Raw genomic sequence first — 19073 nt, forward strand, 5'->3', positions numbered from 1 at the left:
CGAACTTACATAGGAGAGTGCTGCGATGTCGCGGCCGCGCGATAGGGGCGGTGGTCGGAGGTGAGCTGCATCTGCTTGATCAGATCGATCATTTGGGCAAAGCCGTGCTGCGAAGTCGGTTTCTCGAAACGCGGCACATTGGCAAAGATGGCGCTGATGGGCTCTTCGCCATAGCCGGTGCAGAACAGGAACGGCACTTTGTCTTCGGTCAGGCGATGGGCGAGCGGAAACACCGGCGTGCCGCGCAGGTTGATATCAAGGATGACGACATCGATCGTGCCCGACGTCTCGTACAACGCCAGCCCGGCCCTCAACGTTGCTGCAGGACCGATGACCTCGGCACCGGCGGACGCCAGCCTACGGGCGAAGTCGTCCGCAATCAGAAAGTCGTCTTCCACCAGAAGGACACGGCATCCCTGCAAGTTCGTATGTAGCATCGACCACCCGATTAGCTGCACCCTGAAAGGCATTACACCCATGCAACATACTCGCACCGTGTGCGTAAGTTCCCGTTCACGGTGTGTTGGAAGGCTTTGCGTTGACTCCGCATATAACCCACAAGCTGCGTGCTTTTGGAGAGTTGGAGGATGCCACCGAGCAGTGGCTCGAGACGCTGGCCGCGCGCAATATCCGGTATATCGAGGCAAGGACCGACCTGCTGCGCCAAGGCGACGGGACAGGTCCCTTGCACCTTCTGCTCAAGGGTTGGGCGATCCGTTACAAGACGCTCGAGGATGGCCGGCGGCAGATTCTGTCAGTGCTGCTGCCCGGCGATCTGTTCGACATCAACGGGCACCTCGCCAAGGCCATGGACCACAGCATCGCTGCGCTGACCGGGGTCTCGTTGACCACGCTGGACGATGATTTTCTCGACATCGCGCGGCGCGAGCATCCAGAGCTCGAAAACGCGTTATGGTGCGACATGCATGTTTCCGCAGCGATCCAGCGAGAGCTTTCGACCTCGCTCGGCCAGCGCACCGCACGCGAGCGGTTGGCACACCTGATGTGCGAGCTGTACACCCGGCAGCGGGGGTCGCGCCTGACCCAGGGATGGGATTGCGCCTTTCACCTTACGCAAAGCGAGCTTTCCGAACTTCTCGGCATGACCCCGGTCTATGTCAACCGTACCCTGCAGGACCTTCGCCGCGAAGGCCTTATTCAACTGGAACACAAGATGCTGACGATACTCGACTGGCCCCAGCTGAAAAGCGTCGCATTGTTCGACAGCGGCTATCTCAGGATCTGCGATGATGATGGCCAGTCGGATTCCAAGCAGGAGAGCCAGTATGCGCTCTAGCTGGTCGGGTCCGGTGCAGACCCTCAATCACTTCATCGACACCCTGCCGTTGCTGGTGTGGCGTGCCCAGCGCAATGGCGCATGGCTTTGGGCCAGCAACCAATGGCAGGCGTTTACCGGCCAGACGGAGGAAGACTATATCGGGGACGGCTGGTTGGCCGTCGTCCACCCCGATGATCGCGAAGCGGCACAAGCCGCCTGGCGCGCAGCGCCGGAGCAGAACGTCTTCGAGGTCGAGTTTCGTGTCCTCAAGGCCGATGAGGATCGCTATTACTGGCACAAGACCCGGGCCGGACCCGTTCTGGATGCCGATGGCGCGATCATCGAGTGGCTGGGCACATCGACCGATATCGACGATCTGAAGCGGCTGCGCGATCAGGAAGGACTCATGCTGGCCGAACTGCAGCACCGGGTCCGCAACATGCTCGGCGCGGTCCGTGCGCTATCGCGCCGCACAGCAGACCATTGTGAAACGATGGAGGAGTTTCTGCTGACGTTCGACGGCAGGCTCAACGCCTTCGCCCGCACCCAGTCGCTGTCGACCCGGTCGCCCACCGGGCTGGTCAACCTGCGCGATATCGTGTTCGACGAACTGTTGCTGTACCAGTTGCAGGACGAAAGCCTGGTCAAGGTTTCGGGACCCGACATGATGCTGGGCATCAAGGCATCGAACCTGCTTGGGCTGGCGGTACATGAGCTGGCGAGCCATGCGGTCACGTGCCGCGTCGAAAGCGGCAACGCGCTGACGCTGGCGATATCCTGGACCGTTGCCGACGACATCGAGCCACCGGTTCTCGAATTCCACTGGCAGGAAGGCGGTCGCGGCCTGGGCGATGATTCCGCCGTGCCGCCAGCGCTTGCGCGCGATTTTCTCGAGCGCGCGATCCAGTACGAGCTGGACGCCAGCACCGCGCTGGAAATGAAGCCCGGAGGCTTGGCGTTTCATGCCAGCATTCCGCTGGCCCGAGCCCAGCAGGGCGACAGTTGAGGCAAAATTACCCGCGAAATCCCAACACATGTGATGAAGCGCCTCTTTGTCGTGCGCTAGACGCAATGGCGACACGGTGCCTTTTCCCACCCCCCGACAAACCCTGACGGGCGCCGTGTCACCATGATGTGACAAAGGGACTGCGCCAGAGATGACATTTTCCACTTGGGTCCGTTACGGGCTTGCAGCCGCATTCGCCTCGGCCAGCGGGGCCCTGATCCTTCAAAAAAACCGCGCCGCCGCCAACCATGACGCCGCGCCTGCGCGCACCGCGCGCCATGCAGGGCGTTTTGGCGATTATCGGGTTGCAGGCGCCACCGTGACGATTCAGGCGACGCCCGAGCAGATCGTCGAGGCCTGGCGTTCGCTGCCCGAGCTTTGGAGCGCGATGGAATATCTTCCGTTCCCCGAAGGCAACCAGCCCGGGCAGCTGCTTCCTTCCGACAGTCTGCGCGAGATGGCGGGCAAGCCGTTGATGCTGAGGCTTATCGACAGCCAGGACGATGGCTTGCTGGTCTGGCGATCCGAAGGCCCCGAATATGCCGACATGCACGGGCGGATACGCCTGACCGACAATTCCGGCAAGGGAACCGCGGTCGAGGCGGTGATGGCGGTCAAGCCGGGTGATTTCCGCCAGGGACTGCAGACCGATGCCATGCTCGAGACGAAGGTCGAAAAGGGCCTGCTGCGCGATCTGCGCCGGATCAGGATGCTGGTCGAGACCGGCGAGATTGCCACCGCGCGCTATGCCGACCGGCGGGACGAGGCCTGAGCGCTTACGCCCGACCAGCGCCAGACACAGACAAAGGAACACGCAATGCGAGCAGCCACATTCCAGGGCAAAGGCAAGATCGAGGTCCGCCAGATGCCCGACCCCCAGATCGTCAACCCGCGCGATGCGATCATCGAGGTCACCTCGACCGCGATCTGCGGATCGGACCTGCATTTGTATGACGGAGTCATTCCGCGCGTCGAGAAAGACGACATTCTGGGCCATGAGTTCATGGGACGCGTCGTCGAGGTGGGCAAGGAAAGCACGCTTGCGGTTGGCCAGCGGGTCGTGGTGCCGTTCACCATTTTCTGCGGGCAGTGCTTCTATTGCTCGAAGGAACTGTACAGCGCCTGCGACAATTCGTGCCCGGTCGAAAACCAGGAAGAGGCCGAAATGGCGTTCGGGCATCCTATGGCCGGGCTGTTCGGCTATTCGCACCTCACCGGCGGCTATGCCGGCGGACAGGCCGAATATGTGCGACTGCCCTATTCCGATGTGGGGCCGATGGTCGTGCCCGAGGATATTCCCGACGACCGGCTGTTGTTCCTCTCGGACATTCTGCCGACAGGATGGATGGCCGCCATCAACGCCGATATCGAGCCAGGCGATACGATCGCGGTATGGGGCTGTGGTCCGGTGGGACTGTTCACCATCCTCAGCGCCTTTCAGCAGCGTGCAGGCAGGGTCATCGCCATCGACGGCGTGCCCGGACGTCTTGCACTGGCCGAAAGTCTCGGCGCAGAGCCTCTGAACTATCATGAGACCAATGTCCTCGACGCGCTCAAGCAGATGACCGGCGGCATGGGTCCCGATGCGGTGGTCGACGCCGTCGGCATGGAAGCGCATGGGATGTCGATCGACAATATCTCCGACAGGATCAAGCAGACGGTGGGGCTGCCGCAGGATCGCGCGCATGTGCTGCGTCAGGCGATCATGGCGTGCCGCAAGGGCGGACGCGTCTCGATGCCCGGCGTCTATGGCGGCCAGGCCGATCACTTCCCGCTTGGCGCGTTCATGCAGAAGGGATTGCAGCTCAAGACCGGCCAGACCCATGTGCGCAAATACACCGCCGAGCTGCTCGACCTGATCGAGCGCGACGTCATCGATCCCAGCTTCCTGATCAGCCACCGGCTGCCCTTGGACCAGGCCGCCGATGGATATCGCAACTTCCGCGACAATCAGGACGAATGGACCAAGGTCGTATTGCAACCCTGAGGGCGCCAAGTCGTAGGGAGGAGGAGTGGCGCAAATCCTTGCCTGCGAACCCCTGGAGAAGCATCATGGACTACAGCATTTTCGGCCTCATCATTCTCGTGCTCGACATCATCGCGCTGTTCAGCGTCTGGTCGAGCGGCGCTTCGATGGGAGCCAAGCTGCTGTGGACCGCCGTCATTCTCATCCTTCCCGTCATCGGTCTGATCGCATGGTTCTTCATCGGTCCCAAGCGTGGTGGTGCGGCTCTCTGATCGTCTGACGTCAAACCGAGCGGGGCCGGCGGTCCCGCTCGAAAGACCGCAAGACGTTTGCCTGGTTTTCACGCGATCGGCCCTATGCTATTTACACCTGTGTAAGCGCGTATGTCCGGCTGCTGCTGATCAGGTGCCATTATGACCGAACCCGTATTCCGCCACCCCGATCGTCCGGTTCCGAAGTTCCGGCCCTTCAAGGCGATGCATCATTTCCGCAAACTGATCGCCGACAAGGAAGACACCGAGCAGGTGTTCCACATCTTCCAGTGTCTGCCGCGCATGGCACTCGTCGATGAGGCGCGCGCCTTCGTGTACGGCGATTTCGGAAAAAAGTTGCGGGCCGACGAGCCTTACCTCCCCGACCTGCTGGACGATCATGTCCGGTTGCGCGCGATGCCGCAGGGCAGCGTCGCGCATGCCTATGTCGATTTCATGGAACGCGAAGGTCTGAGCGCTGCCGGACTGGTCGAGGAATATGACCGGTTCCAGCGCGGCCGTCGCTATGGCGATCTGATCGAATGGTACGTCAACCGGCTGCGTGACACGCACGACCTGTTGCATGTGCTCACCGGTTATGGCCGCGACGCGCTGGGCGAGCAGTGCGTGCTGGCGTTCACCTACGGTCAGAACCCGGCGCCTGGCAATATCTTCATTGCCTATATGGGCGGGCTGAACATGAAGCGGACGATCCGCAGCGATGCGCCGGTGTTCAAGGCGATCAACGAAGCGCGCGCGCTTGGCCGGGCCTGTCCGCGCATTTCGGAACAGTCGATAGCGTCGCTGCTCGCCGAGCCGCTGGCAGAGGCGCGCAAGCGGCTGAACATTACCCCGCCCAAATTCTATGGCCTGGCGCACGACCGCTTCAAGGCACGCGGGATCGATCCCTACGACCTGCTCGGCAAGGCCCAGGCGGCCTGAAATCTCTAGCCCATGGGGGACCCCTGCGACGGATAGCGCGACACCTGCACGTTCACCCATTGACGCGCATGCTATAGTGTCACATTCCTGTCGGCCATAAACAGACCGGGGCAGCAAGCCCCGAATAAGGGGGTCGCCTTGCGCCGCAAATTCTCCACGTCCGCATCCGCGCTTGCCTGCGCGGTATCCTGTCTCGCCTGGCCTGCGCTGGCCGCGCCCGTCGAACAGACCAAGGGCAATTACGAGGACAAGTTCCGTCAGCTCGAGGGCGAGGACTGGCCGACGCCGACCGATTATCGCAACGCCTCGGGCGCGCCGGGCTATCGCTATTGGCAGCAGAAGGTCGATTACGACGTGCAGGCGCGGCTCGATGAGGCCAAGCGCACGGTCAGCGGCACCCAGACCGTGCGCTACCAGAACAACTCGCCCGATGCGCTGCCGTATCTGTGGCTGTTGCTCGACCAGAACGATTACAAACGCGGCTCGATCGCGGCGATGACCGAGACGGTCTCGGGCGACAAGATCAGCCTGGCAGAAGTGCGCCGGGTCAAAAGGCTGCAGGAGTGGGAAGGCGGTTTCACCATCTCCGCCGTCCGCGATGCCAACGGTCGCGCCCTGCCGTTCACCGTGGTCGACAGCCTGTTGCGGATCGATCTGGGTCAGGCGGTCGCCCCCAACGGCGGCGAGACCAGCTTCTTCATCGAATGGTCGTTCCCGATGGTCGAGAACAAGGTTGTTGGCGGCCGTTCGGGCTATGAATGCTTCACCCAGCCAGGCGAGGACGGCAATTGCATCTTCGAAGGCGCGCAGTGGTTTCCGCGGCTGGCCGTCTATTCGGATTACGAGGGCTGGCACAACAAGGCGTTCCTGGGTTCGGGCGAGTTCACGCTGGAGTTCGGTGACTATCGCGTCGCGCTGACCGTTCCCGCCGACCATGTCGTCGCGGCGACCGGCGTGCTGCAGAACCCCGATCAGGCGCTCACTGCTGCGCAGCGACAGCGCCTCGAACAGGCCAAGTCGGCCGCCAGCCCGGTCTATGTCGTGACGCCGGACGAGGCTGTGGCTGCAGAGCGGGGCAAGGCCTCGGGCGAGAAGACCTGGGTGTTCGCGGCTGAAAACGTCCGCGATTTCGGCTGGGCCTCCTCGCGCAAGTTCGCGTGGGACGCGCTGGGCGTACGCCAGGATTATGCCGACCAGCCTTTGGTGATGGCGATGAGCTTCTTCCCCAAGGAGGCGCGGCCCTTGTGGGATGCGTATTCGACCAAGGCAATCGCGCACACCATCGACGTCTATGGCAAGTTCGCCTTTCCCTATCCCTATCCAGTGGCGCAGTCGGTCAACGGTCCTGTCGGTGGGATGGAATACCCGATGATCACCTTCAACGGGCCGCGCCCGGTGAAGGACAAGAAGACAGGCAACCTCACCTATACCGAGCGCGCCAAATACGGGCTGATCGGTGTGGTGATCCACGAGATCGGTCACAACTGGTTCCCGATGATCGTCAACTCGGACGAGCGGCAATGGACGTGGATGGACGAGGGGCTTAACACCTTCCTCCAATTCCAGGCCGAAAAGCTGTGGGACAAGGATTACCCCGTGCGGCGCGGCGAGCCCAAGGACATCGCCGAGTACATGCTGTCGACCAACCAGATGCCGCTGATGACGCAATCGGATTCGGTGCTGCAGTTCGGTGCCAATGGCTATGGCAAGCCTGCAACCGCGCTCACCATCCTGCGTGAAACGGTGCTTGGCCGCGAGTTGTTCGACCGCGCTTTCCGCGAGTATTCGGAGCGCTGGCGGTTCAAGCACCCAACGCCCTATGACTTCTTCCGCACGATGGAGGAAAGCTCGGGCGTCGATCTCGACTGGTTCTGGCGCGGCTGGTTCTATTCGACCGACCATGTCGACATTTCGCTCGACAAGGTGGTGCGCGCGACGCTTGAACCTGCAGACGCGGCCGCAGCGGCTGCCGCCCGCAAGCGGGAGCGCGACGCCGAGCCCGGATCGCTCACCGCCCAGCGCAACGCCGGCCAACGAACCGTCGTCGAGCGGGATCCTGCAACGCGGGACTTCTACGACAGCATCGATCCGCTCGATGCCACCGCTGCCGACAAGCGCAAGGCATCCGAAACCTTCGCCGACCTGACCGCGGAGGAAAAAGCGGCGCGGCAGGTGACAGACAATTTCTACCGGTTCAGCTTCTCAAACCGCGGCGGGCTGGTGATGCCGGTGATCCTCAAGATGGACTTCACCGATGGATCGAGCGAGACCGCGAGGATTCCGGCCGAGGTGTGGCGTTACAACCAGCAGGCGGTGACCTGGCAGTTCGTGACGACCAAGACCTTGGTCCGGGCCGAGGTCGATCCGCTTTGGGAAACTGCAGATGCCGACCGGTCGAACAATGTCTATACCGGCCAGATCGCACCCCAGACGCTGGGAATCGACACACCCGAGGATGCCAAGAACCGCATGAAGGATTCGGACATGAAGGTGCTGCCGGATTCGCTGCGCACCTATGATGCGCCGCCGAAATGATGCGCAGACGTTCGCTTGCAGGCGCACTGGCGCTGATCGGAATGGCAACGCTCGCCCCGCAGGCGGGCGCGCACCGGGGGCATGACGCGATGAGCGTCGTGACTCTGGGCGACGATGGCGTCGTCACGGTATCGCACCGGTTCGAGGCGCACGACCTCGAACCTGCGCTGGCCGAGATCGCCCCCGATGCGCAGACCAGTCTCGACGACCCTGAGGCGATCGAGGAACTGAAGACCTATCTGCTCGCGCATTTCAGCGTCTCGGCTGACGGGGCTGCGGTGCCGCTTGCGGTATCGTCGGTCGAGGTCGGCGTGCGCGATGTTCGGGTGGATTATACCGGTACGCTGCCCGGCAAGACAAAAGCGCTGGAGCTGCGATCGACCATCCTGCGCGACATCTATCCGCGCCAGATCAACCAGGTCGTCGTCCGCCAGGGCCAGTACGTCCAGACGCTGCGCTTTGCCGGTGGCGAGGCCAAAGTCGTCACGCTGCGCTGAGCGGTCCCGGCGAGTCCGCTCAGCCAGGCGGCCATTAGCCTCTGGTCCATGGCCCGGTGACCGCCAGCGTCATCGCCGGGCTGTAGAGGTTGACGAACAGCGTCGATCCGTCCGGGGAGAAGCATGCTCCGGCAAGTTCCGTTTGAATGCGGCAACGCGCCAGCGTGTACAGCTCACCTGTCGGCGTCACGCCGCGCAGATGATTGTTCTTGATAAGCGTATACTGGTCTTCGCAAACGACCAGATGGCCATTGGGCGCGACGGTGAGATTGTCGCCGAAGTTGAACAGGTCGGGATCGTCGGATTCGACGAAATTCTGCAGCATGCCGGGAGATGAGCGTTCGTCCGCATTGCCCTCGAAGCGGCTGGGGACATAGCGCATCACCTGGCCCAATTTGGCCGCGCCGCCCGACGTGCAGCAGAAATAGATCGATCCGTTGCCGAAATGCACGCCTTCGCCGCGCGCGAAGCGGGCCGCGCCCGCAGCATGACCGCGCAGCCGCAGATCGTCCTCGGGGCTCTCGGTGCCGGTCAGGTCGATCCAGCGCACCGGGCGCGTCGCCCCGCGCGCCAATGTGATCCCGGACCAGTTGCGGGTATCATCCAGCCCCGGTTCGACGAAGGCCAGCGCCTGCAGCCGCCCGCCCGCGGCGAGCTGTCCGCGCGCTGCGGGCCGGAAGCGGTAGAACAGCGAATCGTCGCGGTCCTCGGTCAGATAGACGATGCCTGTCGCCGGATCGATCGCGGCGGCCTCGTGGTTGAAGCGCCCCATCGCGGTCAGCGGCACCGGATCCACCAGGCCCTTGTGTGCGGCGGGAACCTCGAACACCCAGCCATGGTCGCGGGCAACGCCATTGCCCGCGCGGGTCACATCCTCCTCGCAGGTCAGCCAGCTGCCCCAGGGGGTGATGCCGCCCGCGCAGTTGCGGATGGTCCCGGCAAGGCTCTGGTACTGCGCCTCGACCCTGCCGCTGCGCAGGTCATAGACCAAAGTCGATGTGCCACCCGGCAGCGCGCGGCTATCGCCCGAGCGGTCATAGGCCAGCGCCACCGCGCGGCTGCCGAACGGACCGGTGCCGTGATGCTTGACCTGCAGTTCGTGGTTGCGAACCAGCGCCACACGGCCGTTGCCGAGCGCAAAGCACCCCATGCCATCGGCACGGTCGCCAACCACGTGCCCGTCGTCCATCCGGTCACCGGCGCGGGAGATCACGCGATAGGCATAGCCCGGCGGCAGATCGAGCAGGCCTTCGGGATCGGGAAGGAGCGATGAATCCGTCGTCCGCGACCCGCGTCCTGCATACGCGCACCCGGCCAACCCGGCGAAGGCCAAGGCGGTAAGCCCCATGCCGAATTCGCGGCGATCCATACTCATGTCCTTCATTTTACGTTGGCCTGCGCGGGCGCACCTTTAGCCGGGGCACGACGGATCAGGAATACCAGAAAAACCGCCAGCACCGTCAACAGCCCGATCAGCAGCCAGGCGTCGTTGATGGCATCGACCAATGCCTGTCGTTCTACCAATGGGCGGACCAGTTCCTCGGTAAACTCGTCGGGCGGGGTACCGATCTGTTCGAGAAAGGCATCGCGCGGAATACCGATCTTGACGGCGGTCTCGACGCTGCCCGCCTGCAGCCTGGCGGCGATGTCGGCGCCATAGGTCGCGGCGCGGCTGAAGATCGTCGTGTCGATCAGCGCCAGCCCGATCGCGCCGCCAAGGTTGCGCATCAGGTTGAACAGGCCGCTGCCGTCAGCCACCTTCTCGGTCGCGAGATAGCCCAATGCGATGCGCGTGGGCGGCAGCAGGCAGAACATGGTGGCGACGCCGCGCATGATCTGCGGCCAGAGCATCTCGGCAAAATCGGTGTCGGCGGTCTGGTCCGTGCTGGCGAGCAAACCTGCAGCGAACAGCACGAAGCCGAACAGGCTGAGCGCGCGCGCGCCGACGCGCTGCTCGAGATACACCGCGACCGGCGCCGCCAGCAGTTGCGCGATGCCGGTGACCAGCATGATCTCGCCGATCCGCAGCGCATTGTGTTCGCGCACCAGCCCCAGGAAGAATGGCATGAGATAGGTCGACCCGAACAGGCCTGCGCCCAGGATAAAGCTCAGCCCGCAGCCCACCGCGAAATTGCGGTCGGCAAAACAGCGCAGCTCGACCAGCGGAGACGCCGAATGCCAAGTGCGCCGCACGAACCATATCGCGCAGACGGCAAAGCCGCTGAGCAGCGCCGCAATTTGCGGGGACAGCCACCCCAGCGTCGGCGCATCCTTGAGCCCGATCTGCAGCGCGGTAAGTCCAGCAGCGAGCAATACCAGCGCGAGAACGTCGATCGACCGCGCGCAGCGGGCATTGCTGGCCTCGCCGCGCAGGGTCAACGTCGCGCCGATCGCGGCCAGCACGCCGGGCACGATGTTGATGCGGAACAACCAGTGCCAGGAATAGGTTTCGGTAATCCAGCCGCCGACGATGGGGCCGACCGTGGGCGCGAACACCGCAGCCACCCCGGCGATCGTCGTCGCCAGGCCCTGCGACCTGGCAGGGAAGAGAAGGAAAACGGCGGAAAACACCGCCGGGATCAGCGTGCCACCGGCAAAGCCCTGCACGATCCGCCAGCCGATCAGCGCCTCGAAGCTGTCGCTGGCCCCGCAACCTGCCGATGCTAGCGTGAATATCGAAACGCCGATCACAAACAGCCAGCGCATCCCCAGCTTTGCGGTGAGATATCCGGTCAGCGGGATCGCGACGATTTCGGCTGTCAGATAGGCGGTTTGCACCCAGATCATCTGGTCGGGTGTCATGTCCAGCGCCTGCTGGATGGCAGGAAGCGATGTCGCGACGATCTGGATGTCCAGAATGGCCATGAACATGCCGAGGCACATGAACAGAAAGCCGAACCACGGCAGCAAACGGGAACTGGACGTTTCTGCCTGGCTCATAGCGCTCGTCGTAACGCAGGCAGCGCGCGGTTGCCAAAGGATTGTTGGGGTCGGAGCGTCAACGCGAAAACCGGGGCCACCGGGCTTGCGGGTCTAGTTGCGCGCCTGTTCGCGCTCCGCCTTGATCCGGTACATCGCCGCCTTGCACTGCGGGGAGGTCTTTTCGACCTTGGCGATCATGCAGGCCTCGACCTTCTTGCGGCTCATCGATTTCATCTCGGCGGGACACAGCGTGCGCGCTTCCTGCGCACAGGCTTTCTTGCCCGGATCGGGCGCTGCAAGGGCTGGGCTGGCCAGCGTACTGGCGAGAAACGCCGCGCCGATCAAAGCGGCCGTCCTGCGACGGACAAGCCCGAGCCAATTGGCGGCGGCCGTTTTCTTCGTCATGCTGGTCAACGCTCTTGTTTCGCAATGAGGGTCATGAGTGGAAGGACTATCGGTGTTTGCCGGGTCGGGCAACCCGGCCACGACGAATGGCGGATAAATGCGGTGATCGGCCCCTCGCGCCCGTCGGTCAGATCAGCCCTCTGGACAGATAAGGGTCCGCTGCTGCGTCCGGATCATCAGATCGCAGCATCTGCTGGATGATCTGCGAAAAGGCGTCGTTCTGCGACAGCCAGACCTTGCCGGTCAGGTCCGCGAGCAGGTGCGAGCGTTCGAGCGCGTCCATCACTGGCCCCTTGACCTCCGACAGGTGCAGCTGGACCCCCGCATCGGAGAGCCGGTGGTTGATCGCCTCGATGCTCTCGAGCGCGGAGGCATCGATGCCGTTGACCGCCGAGCACATCAGGATGAGGTGACGCAATTGCGGATGCTCTGCGACCTGCTCGAGCACGAACTCCTCGAGCCAGCGCGCGTTGAGATAGGTCAGGCTCTCGTCGATGCGGATCGTGAGGATGCGCGGGTCGGTGAGCACGTCGTGGCGCTTGATGTTGCGGAAATGCTCGGTCTCTGGCACCCGCCCGACGATGGCGGCATGCGGCCGCGATGCGCGCCACAGGAACAGTGCCAGCGACAGGCCGACTCCAGCGATCACGCCCGGCTCGACCCCGGCCAGCAATGTCACCAGCACCGTGGCGGCCATCGCGGCGAAATCAGGCTTGGAATAGCGCCAGATGTGCTGCGGTGTCTTGAAATCGACGAGGCTGAGCACCGCGACGATGATCGTCGCAGCCAGCGTCGCGATCGGCAGCGAGGCGAGATACGGGGTCAGGAACAGCGCCGCGATGGCGATGCCGATCGCGGTGAAGGCGCCGGCGGCAGGCGTCTCGGCCCCCGCATCGAAGTTCACCACCGAGCGTGCAAAGCCGCCGGTGACCGGATAGCCGCCAGTGAACGAGGCGGCGACATTGGCCGCGCCGAGCCCGATCAGCTCCTGGTCGGGGTTGATCCGCTGGCGCTTCTTGGCGGCCAGTGTCTGCGCGATCGAGACGCTCTCGACAAAACCGATGACGCTGAGCAGCAATGCGGGGATGGCGAGCCGTTGCCACAGTTCCGCATCGAACAGCGGCACGGTGAACGGCGGCAGGCTCTGCGGGATCTGGCCGACGACCCTAACCCCCTGCGCTTCGAGATCGAGCAGCACCACCGCAAGCGTCGATACCGCAACCGCGGCGATCGGCCCGGCCTTGGCGGTAAGGTCGGCGGTGCGCGCCTTGAGGCCCGCCTTCATCAACAGCGGCTTCAGACCCTTGCGTACCCAGAACAGGAACGCGGTTGATGTAACGCCGATGATCACTGTCGGAAGATTGATGCTGGCGAGGTTGGCAAGCAGCGTCGCCACCAGCTCGGGCATCGCCTCGCCGCTGGCCTGGATTCCGAGGATCGATTTCAGCTGGCTGGTCGCGATGATCAGCCCCGATGCGGTGATGAACCCGGAGACCACCGGGTGCGAAAGCAGGTTGGCGAGAAAGCCCAGCCGCAGCACGCCCATGATGATCAGCATCACCCCCGACAGCAAGGCGAGCACCAAGGCCGCTGCGATGAATTCGGCGCTGCCCGGCGGGGCGATGCTGCTCGCTGCGGTCAGCGTCATCAGCGAGATCACCGCGACCGGCCCGACCGCCAGCGCGCGGCTGGTGCCGAACAGCGCATAAGCGACGATCGGCAGGATCGAGGCGTACAGGCCGATCTCGGGCGGCAGGCCTGCGAGCATGGCATAGGCCAGGCTCTGCGGGATCAGCATGATGGTGACGATTGCGGCGGCAACCAGATCGTTGGTCAGGATCGTGCGGTTATAGCCCCGGCCCCATTCGAGCACCGGCAGATAGCGGGCAAAGTTGGCGGGAGGGCGCACCTGTCAACTGCCGATCGTGTGCGGTTTGACCATCCATTCACGCCCCTTGAGCATACCATGCCAATACACCGGCGGCAGGATGGTGTCCTTGAGTAACCATGCCAGCCGCGAAGGCCTTGTGCCATCGATCAGCCAGGTGGGAAAGCTGGGCAGCAATTTGCCGCCATAGCCGAATTCGGCGAGCACGATCTTGCCCGATTCCACCGTGAGCGGGCAGCTGCCATAGCCGTCATAATCTGCGACCGGTGGCTTGCCTTCAAGCGCGGCGAGCACGTTGACCGCGACCACCGGCGCCTGCTTGCGCGCGGCGGCCATGGTCTTGGCGTTGGAGGCCGAGCAGGCATCGCCCAGCGCGAAGACGTTGGCATATTTGCTGTGGCGCAGCGTCGCCTCGTCGACATCGATGAACCCCGATGCGGCGGCGAGCGGGCTTGACCGGATGAAATCGGGCGCGGTCTGTGGCGGCACGACATGGATCATGTCGAAACGCTCCTCGACCCGGGTCACCGTGTCGCCCCGCTTCTGCTCGAATGTCGCGAGCCCGCCCGGGCCATCGATCGCCACCAGCTTCGATTCAAAATTGAGATGCGCGCCATACCGATCCACATATTCCATCAGCGCCGGGACATAGGCGGGAACGCCGAACAGCACGGCGCCAGCGGTGTGGAACTGCACGTCGATGCTGGGCAACACGCCCGATTTCTCCCAGCGGGTGCACGAGAGGTACATCGCCTTTTGCGGTGCGCCTGCGCACTTGATCGGCATCGGCGGCTGGGTGAACAATGCGCGGCCGCCCTTCAGCCCGTCGACCAGTTGGCGGGTGTACGGCGCAAGGTCGTAGCCGTAATTCGAGGTCACGCCATTGGTCCCCAGCGTTTCGCGCAGCCCCGGTATCGCATCCCAATCGAGCTTGATACCCGGACAGGCGACCAGCACGCGATAGTGCACATCACTGCCGTCACACAGGATGACGCGGTTGTCCTCGGGCGCAAAGCCGCTGGCAGACGCGCGGATCCACTTGACGCCGTCGGGCATCACCGAGGCCTGCGACCGGCGGGTGAACGGCGCATCGAAGATGCCGCCGCCGACCATCGTCCAGCCGGGCTGGTAATAATGCACCTCGGACGGTTCGATGATCGCGATATCCAGCCGCGCATTGCGCTTGAGCAGGCTGGCGGCAGTGGCGATACCCGCGCTGCCGCCACCGACGATCACGACGTCATGGGTTCTGGTGGCAACCGACGGGGCAGGGGCCGGTTGGGCGGCGCCCTGCGCCATCTCATGCAGTTTGGTCGAACGCGCGCCCGAGCGGCAATAAGCGAGCACCGGTGCGGGCAGGGTCGCAAGCGCATTGGCCATCGCCTCGCCGTCGGCAGCGGTGATGGCGCCAGACACCGCAGGGACATAGGCAAAGGCCATTCCGTGCCGTGTCACCTCTTCACATATGGTCGCCTCGGAGACCTGCCCTGGCTCCTCGTCATCGGGGCGGTTGCAGATGATCGCACGGAAGCCAAGCGCAGCGAGTTCTGCGACATCGCCCGGCGCGATCTGGGGCGAAACGCTGATGCGGTCGGTCAGTCTGGTGATCTGCATATTACTCTCCCGTTCCGCAGCTGGCGGCATATCTTTATCGTAGCGCGAACCTGTGAACCGCCATGCCTGCCAGCATCGCGGCAATGAACGTCGCGGCGGACGCCGGGGCGATGGCGAGGTCTGCGATGGCGGGGCCGGGGCACAGTCCGCCGATTCCCCAGCCTGCGCCAAAGATCAGCGCGCCGATCGCCAGCTTGCGGTCGATTTTGTTGGTTCCCGGCAGTTCGAAACGGCTGACTGCCACCGGCGCGGCCATCCGGCGCTGGATGCGCCAGGCGATTGCCATCGGAATCATCGCCCCGCCCATGACAAAGGCGAGCGTCGGGTCCCAAGCGCCGAACAGATCAAGGAACGCCTGCACCCGCTGCGGATCGGCCATGCCGGAAATGGCCAGGCCAGCGCCGAAGATCAGCCCTGCGGCAAGCGCGATTGCGGTCTGTTTCACAGCCATCCTCCCAGGCGCAGCAGGCCGACAGTCAAGAAACCGGCGGTCATGAACATGGCGGTGGCAAACAGCGAGCGCGGCGAGAGGCGCGACATGCCGCAGACGCCATGCCCGCTCGTGCAGCCCGACCCCAGCCGGGTGCCGAAGCCGACCAGCAATCCGCCGATCAGCAACGGCCACGGGCTGGCCGGGAAGGTTGCCTGAATGCCGCCCGATATCACGCTGACCAGCAGTGCGCCCAGCGGCAGGCCGATGATGAACGCGATCGCCACGCCGCGCGGAGCGCCGCCTTGCGAAAGCCAGGTGGCGCGTGCGGCAAGTCCGCTGACCCCAGCAATCCGCCCCAGCGCCAGCAGCATGATCGCGGCCGACAGGCCGATCATCAGCCCGCCGACCAGGCCCTGCAGCGGCATTGCATCCGGAAATCCAGGCAAGATCACAGGTCCGGTCACAGCGTGTCGAGCGGGATCTTGAGGTAGCGCACGCCATTGGCCTCGGGCTCTGGCAGATGGCCGGCGCGCATGTTGACCTGGATCGAGGGCAGGATCAGCTTGGGCATATCCAGCCCGGCATCGCGCTTCTCGCGCATGGCGACGAATTCGTCCTCGGTGATACCGTCATGTGCGTGCACGTTGCGCGCGCGCTGTTCGGCCACCGTCGTCTCCCACACGAAATGTTCGCGCCCTTCGGGCAGATAGTCATGGCACATGAACAGCCGGGTATCGCCAGGCAATTCAAGGATGCGGCGCAGCGAGCGGAACAGGGTGCGCGCATCGCCACCGGGAAAATCTGCGCGCGCGGTGCCGTAATCGGGCATGAACATGGTGTCGCCGACGAACACCGCATCACCGATGACATAGGCAAGGTCGGCCGGCGTATGGCCGGGAACATGCAGCACGGTGACATCGAGATTGCCGATGTGGAAGTGATCGCCATCGTGGAACAGGGCATCGAAATCGCTTCCGTCGCGCTCGAACTCGGTGCCGGCATTGAACAGCTTGCCGAACACGTTCTGCACCAGCGTGATCGACGCGCCGATGGCAATCTTGCCGCCCAGCTTCTGCTGCAGATAGGGTGCGGCAGACAGATGATCGGCGTGTGCATGCGTTTCGAGCATCCAATCGATCGCAAGCTCCTTCTCCCCGACATAAGCGATGATCGCGTCTGCCGAAGAGAAGGAGGTGCGACCCGATGCGGCGTCATAGTCCAGCACGCTGTCTATGATCGCTCCGCGCAGGGATACTGAGTCGTGGACGACATAGGATACCGTGTTGGTGGCCTTGTCGAAGAACGACTTGATGATCGGAACGCCGGTCTGGGCGGTCTTTATCTGTGCAGTGGCAGAGGCGAGGGCGGGGTCGGACATGGGGCAATCCTTCTCGAATTCATATTTACAAGAAGTATGTAATTAATTAAGGGTCGATCGTCAAGCCAATTGATTTGGCACCTCGCTTCGTGAGAGATCGAACGCATGAATATGTCCACCGACCCCGTTCCGCCGGTTCGCATCGGCGATGGCGCACCCGATTTTACCGCACGCACCACCCAAGGCGAAAAGGCGCTGCACGACTTTCGCGGCCGGTGGCTGGTGTTCTTCTCGCATCCTGCGGATTTCACCCCGGTGTGCACCACCGAATTCATCGGGATGCAGCGTGCCGCTGCGCAGTTCGAGGCGATGGACTGCGCGCTGCTGGGCCTTTCGGTCGACAGCCTGTATGCGCACCATGCATGGCTGCGCGCGATCCGTGACAGCTTTGGCGTCAGCATCAGCTTTCCGGTGGTGGAAGATCCCTCGATGGCGGTCGGGCGGGCCTATGGCATGATCGACGATTCCGCTGGCAGCAGCGTGGCGATGCGCTCCACCTTTTTCATCGATCCCACCGGCGTCGTCCGCGCCATCACCACCTACCCGCACAATGTCGGGCGATCGGTGGCCGAGATGCTGCGGCTGCTGGCGGCATTGCAGCGGTCCGATGACGGATCGGTGATGATCCCCGAAGGCTGGCAGCCCGGTGACGACCTTTTGCGCGCGCCCGACCCGGCCGGGCAACCTGCCGAGGGCGCGGCGGACTGGTTCTGCCAGAAGGTCGCGGCAACATGACCGCGCTGTACCAGAGCCGGGCGCTGGCAGAAGCGATGACCGAGAAGTTGCGCGCTTATGCCCAGCCGCAGCGGTTGATGATCTTGTCGTCGCTGCTGGCAGGGGAGAGGACCGTCGGTCAGATCGATGAAGCGACCGGGATCGGCCAGCCTGCGCTCAGCCAGCAGCTGGCAGAGTTGCGCCGCACCGAGCTGGTTCGCACCCGCCGGGTGGCCAAGCAGGTCTTCTATACGCTGGCAGACGAGAACGTCGCGCTGTGCCTGCGGACGATGGAAGCGATGATGGGGGGCACGGATGATCCGGCAGCCGCGCTGCAAACCGCGCTGCACACGGCGGCCGCCGTCGAACCTTTGGCACGGGTCCCCAGCGGCGCGGCAGGGTTTGCCAGGATCGGGTGATCGTGCCGCACGGCAGCGGGGCAGGGGACAGGCGCGGCCCTGAGCGTGGGGTGCAAGCAGAGGGCAACCAACATTCAGGGCTTGCCGAGGCCTCACCATGGCGTATGAAACCGCCGATGGACAAGCGCATGAAACCGGGCCAGCGCGTGCTGTTTGCACTGCGCAAGATGATCGTTTCGGGCGAGATCGCCGACGGCACGCGGATCGCGGAAATTGCCACGGCAGAACGGTTCGGCGTCTCGCGGATGCCGGTGCGCACCGCGCTTCGCACGTTGGAGCAGGAAGGTCTGGTCTGCCGTGTCGGTGCGCGCGGCTATGCCGCCCGCGGGCCGACCCCCGCGCAGATCGACGATGCCATTGAGGTGCGCGGCGTGCTCGAAGGCTTGGCTGTGCGGATCATCGCCAGCCGGCCGATCGACCCGGCGTTTGCCCGCAAGCTGAGCGCCTGCCTGGCGCAGGGCGATGCGCTGTTTGCCTCCGGGCAGATGGAGCCGGAGGACATCGACCGGTTCTACAGTTACAATCTCGCCTTTCACGATCTGCTCATCAGTGCGAGCGGTAACCGCGCCATCGGCGTCGCATTGTCGCGCAACAACCACCTGCCGCTCGCGTCGGCGGCTGCGCTAGCGATGGATTGGGACGATCTGGATACCGCCTGGCGACACCTTGCGGCGGCGCATCAGGAGCATCTGGCGGTCGGGCGGGCGATCCTGCAAGGCCGGGCAGAGGAGGCCGAGCAGTTGATGCGGCAGCACGCCCGTGCGGCGCTCATTCCCGGAATCATGCCGCTGGTGACGTCATTCTAGCGATTGCCTGCCGGTGCG

The 19073-nt window shown here is 64.0% G+C and carries 20 protein-coding genes; 11 read left to right on the forward strand and 9 right to left on the reverse strand.

The features are described 5' to 3' along the window. Positions 1 to 5: 5 nt before the first annotated feature. Complete coding sequence (locus ACK4R0_RS04400) at positions 6 to 398, reverse strand: response regulator (RefSeq protein ID WP_409670725.1); 393 nt, start codon at positions 396 to 398, stop codon at positions 6 to 8. A gap of 140 nt (positions 399 to 538) precedes the next feature. Between ACK4R0_RS04400 and ACK4R0_RS04405 the strand changes: the two genes are divergently transcribed. The 8 genes from ACK4R0_RS04405 to ACK4R0_RS04440 all read left to right on the forward strand — a co-directional run bounded on the left by ACK4R0_RS04405 (position 539) and on the right by ACK4R0_RS04440 (position 8476). Beyond that, entirely contained in the window at positions 539 to 1297 is a 759-nt protein-coding gene (locus ACK4R0_RS04405) for a Crp/Fnr family transcriptional regulator (protein ID WP_409670728.1), read from the forward strand. Further along, positions 1287 to 2285 carry an HWE histidine kinase domain-containing protein gene (locus tag ACK4R0_RS04410; protein ID WP_409670731.1) on the forward strand — a complete coding sequence of 333 codons (999 nt, stop codon included), beginning with the start codon at positions 1287 to 1289 and terminating at the stop codon, positions 2283 to 2285. Before ACK4R0_RS04405 ends, ACK4R0_RS04410 begins: the two co-directional genes overlap by 11 nt. A gap of 151 nt (positions 2286 to 2436) precedes the next feature. After that, entirely contained in the window at positions 2437 to 3057 is a 621-nt protein-coding gene (locus ACK4R0_RS04415; RefSeq protein WP_409670734.1) for a hypothetical protein, read from the forward strand. Positions 3058 to 3102: 45 nt separating this feature from the next. Continuing rightward, complete coding sequence (locus ACK4R0_RS04420; RefSeq protein WP_409670737.1) at positions 3103 to 4272, forward strand: zinc-dependent alcohol dehydrogenase; 1170 nt, start codon at positions 3103 to 3105, stop codon at positions 4270 to 4272. Positions 4273 to 4337: 65 nt separating this feature from the next. Beyond that, on the forward strand, positions 4338 to 4523 hold the full coding sequence (locus ACK4R0_RS04425; protein WP_409670739.1) for a PLD nuclease N-terminal domain-containing protein: 186 nt from the start codon (positions 4338 to 4340) through the stop codon (positions 4521 to 4523). A gap of 141 nt (positions 4524 to 4664) precedes the next feature. Further along, positions 4665 to 5444 (forward strand): Coq4 family protein, encoded by a 780-nt coding sequence (locus ACK4R0_RS04430; protein WP_409670742.1) that lies wholly within the window; start codon positions 4665 to 4667, stop codon positions 5442 to 5444. Positions 5445 to 5582: 138 nt separating this feature from the next. After that, the gene (locus ACK4R0_RS04435; protein WP_409670745.1) at positions 5583 to 7979 is read left to right on the forward strand and encodes a M1 family metallopeptidase; all 2397 of its coding nucleotides are present in this window, start codon (positions 5583 to 5585) and stop codon (positions 7977 to 7979) included. Then, positions 7976 to 8476 carry a DUF6702 family protein gene (locus ACK4R0_RS04440; protein ID WP_409670748.1) on the forward strand — a complete coding sequence of 167 codons (501 nt, stop codon included), beginning with the start codon at positions 7976 to 7978 and terminating at the stop codon, positions 8474 to 8476. The genes ACK4R0_RS04435 and ACK4R0_RS04440 overlap by 4 nt, the downstream gene beginning before the upstream one ends. A gap of 34 nt (positions 8477 to 8510) precedes the next feature. Here the strand turns inward: ACK4R0_RS04440 and ACK4R0_RS04445 are convergent, their stop codons facing one another. The 8 genes from ACK4R0_RS04445 to ACK4R0_RS04480 all read right to left on the reverse strand — a co-directional run bounded on the left by ACK4R0_RS04445 (position 8511) and on the right by ACK4R0_RS04480 (position 17116). After that, positions 8511 to 9845, reverse strand: coding sequence for an alkaline phosphatase PhoX (locus ACK4R0_RS04445; RefSeq protein ID WP_409670751.1), 1335 nt, complete (start codon positions 9843 to 9845; stop codon positions 8511 to 8513). An 11-nt stretch (positions 9846 to 9856) separates the two neighbouring features. After that, entirely contained in the window at positions 9857 to 11416 is a 1560-nt protein-coding gene (locus ACK4R0_RS04450) for a DHA2 family efflux MFS transporter permease subunit (RefSeq protein ID WP_409670754.1), read from the reverse strand. Positions 11417 to 11509: 93 nt separating this feature from the next. Then, entirely contained in the window at positions 11510 to 11803 is a 294-nt protein-coding gene (locus ACK4R0_RS04455; protein WP_409670757.1) for a hypothetical protein, read from the reverse strand. A 127-nt stretch (positions 11804 to 11930) separates the two neighbouring features. Next, positions 11931 to 13712 carry a SulP family inorganic anion transporter gene (locus tag ACK4R0_RS04460; protein WP_409670759.1) on the reverse strand — a complete coding sequence of 594 codons (1782 nt, stop codon included), beginning with the start codon at positions 13710 to 13712 and terminating at the stop codon, positions 11931 to 11933. A gap of 3 nt (positions 13713 to 13715) precedes the next feature. Continuing rightward, positions 13716 to 15305 (reverse strand): TIGR01244 family sulfur transferase, encoded by a 1590-nt coding sequence (locus ACK4R0_RS04465; protein ID WP_409670762.1) that lies wholly within the window; start codon positions 15303 to 15305, stop codon positions 13716 to 13718. 34 nt (positions 15306 to 15339) lie between these two features. Continuing rightward, positions 15340 to 15750: a DUF6691 family protein gene (locus tag ACK4R0_RS04470; RefSeq protein ID WP_409670765.1), complete on the reverse strand. Its 411-nt coding sequence runs from the start codon at positions 15748 to 15750 to the stop codon at positions 15340 to 15342. Beyond that, positions 15747 to 16163, reverse strand: coding sequence for a YeeE/YedE family protein (locus tag ACK4R0_RS04475; protein ID WP_409670768.1), 417 nt, complete (start codon positions 16161 to 16163; stop codon positions 15747 to 15749). The genes ACK4R0_RS04470 and ACK4R0_RS04475 overlap by 4 nt, the downstream gene beginning before the upstream one ends. A 35-nt stretch (positions 16164 to 16198) precedes the next feature. Further along, positions 16199 to 17116: an MBL fold metallo-hydrolase gene (locus tag ACK4R0_RS04480; RefSeq protein ID WP_409670771.1), complete on the reverse strand. Its 918-nt coding sequence runs from the start codon at positions 17114 to 17116 to the stop codon at positions 16199 to 16201. Positions 17117 to 17221: 105 nt separating this feature from the next. Between ACK4R0_RS04480 and ACK4R0_RS04485 the strand changes: the two genes are divergently transcribed. The 3 genes from ACK4R0_RS04485 (at position 17222) to ACK4R0_RS04495 (ending at position 19055) form a co-directional block, all read left to right on the forward strand. After that, positions 17222 to 17851, forward strand: a complete 630-nt coding sequence (locus ACK4R0_RS04485; RefSeq protein WP_409670774.1) for a peroxiredoxin — start codon at positions 17222 to 17224, stop codon at positions 17849 to 17851. Further along, entirely contained in the window at positions 17848 to 18249 is a 402-nt protein-coding gene (locus tag ACK4R0_RS04490; RefSeq protein WP_409670777.1) for an ArsR/SmtB family transcription factor, read from the forward strand. Before ACK4R0_RS04485 ends, ACK4R0_RS04490 begins: the two co-directional genes overlap by 4 nt. A gap of 116 nt (positions 18250 to 18365) precedes the next feature. Further along, entirely contained in the window at positions 18366 to 19055 is a 690-nt protein-coding gene (locus ACK4R0_RS04495; RefSeq protein WP_409670780.1) for a GntR family transcriptional regulator, read from the forward strand. Positions 19056 to 19073 lie beyond the last annotated feature (18 nt).

This window comes from Blastomonas sp., from assembly GCF_046294995.1.
Taxonomy (GTDB): domain Bacteria; phylum Pseudomonadota; class Alphaproteobacteria; order Sphingomonadales; family Sphingomonadaceae; genus Blastomonas.

Coding starts and splice junctions, on each gene's coding strand:
- ACK4R0_RS04410 (WP_409670731.1), top strand. CDS start 1,287: ATGCGCTCTAGCTGGTCGGGTCCGGTGCAGACCCTCAATCACTTCATC.
- ACK4R0_RS04415 (WP_409670734.1), top strand. CDS start 2,437: ATGACATTTTCCACTTGGGTCCGTTACGGGCTTGCAGCCGCATTCGCC.
- ACK4R0_RS04420 (WP_409670737.1), top strand. CDS start 3,103: ATGCGAGCAGCCACATTCCAGGGCAAAGGCAAGATCGAGGTCCGCCAG.
- ACK4R0_RS04425 (WP_409670739.1), top strand. CDS start 4,338: ATGGACTACAGCATTTTCGGCCTCATCATTCTCGTGCTCGACATCATC.
- ACK4R0_RS04430 (WP_409670742.1), top strand. CDS start 4,665: ATGACCGAACCCGTATTCCGCCACCCCGATCGTCCGGTTCCGAAGTTC.
- ACK4R0_RS04440 (WP_409670748.1), top strand. CDS start 7,976: ATGATGCGCAGACGTTCGCTTGCAGGCGCACTGGCGCTGATCGGAATG.
- ACK4R0_RS04445 (WP_409670751.1), bottom strand. CDS start 9,845: ATGGATCGCCGCGAATTCGGCATGGGGCTTACCGCCTTGGCCTTCGCC.
- ACK4R0_RS04450 (WP_409670754.1), bottom strand. CDS start 11,416: ATGAGCCAGGCAGAAACGTCCAGTTCCCGTTTGCTGCCGTGGTTCGGC.
- ACK4R0_RS04455 (WP_409670757.1), bottom strand. CDS start 11,803: ATGACGAAGAAAACGGCCGCCGCCAATTGGCTCGGGCTTGTCCGTCGC.
- ACK4R0_RS04465 (WP_409670762.1), bottom strand. CDS start 15,305: ATGCAGATCACCAGACTGACCGACCGCATCAGCGTTTCGCCCCAGATC.
- ACK4R0_RS04475 (WP_409670768.1), bottom strand. CDS start 16,163: ATGCCGCTGCAGGGCCTGGTCGGCGGGCTGATGATCGGCCTGTCGGCC.
- ACK4R0_RS04480 (WP_409670771.1), bottom strand. CDS start 17,116: ATGTCCGACCCCGCCCTCGCCTCTGCCACTGCACAGATAAAGACCGCC.
- ACK4R0_RS04485 (WP_409670774.1), top strand. CDS start 17,222: ATGAATATGTCCACCGACCCCGTTCCGCCGGTTCGCATCGGCGATGGC.
- ACK4R0_RS04490 (WP_409670777.1), top strand. CDS start 17,848: ATGACCGCGCTGTACCAGAGCCGGGCGCTGGCAGAAGCGATGACCGAG.
- ACK4R0_RS04495 (WP_409670780.1), top strand. CDS start 18,366: ATGGACAAGCGCATGAAACCGGGCCAGCGCGTGCTGTTTGCACTGCGC.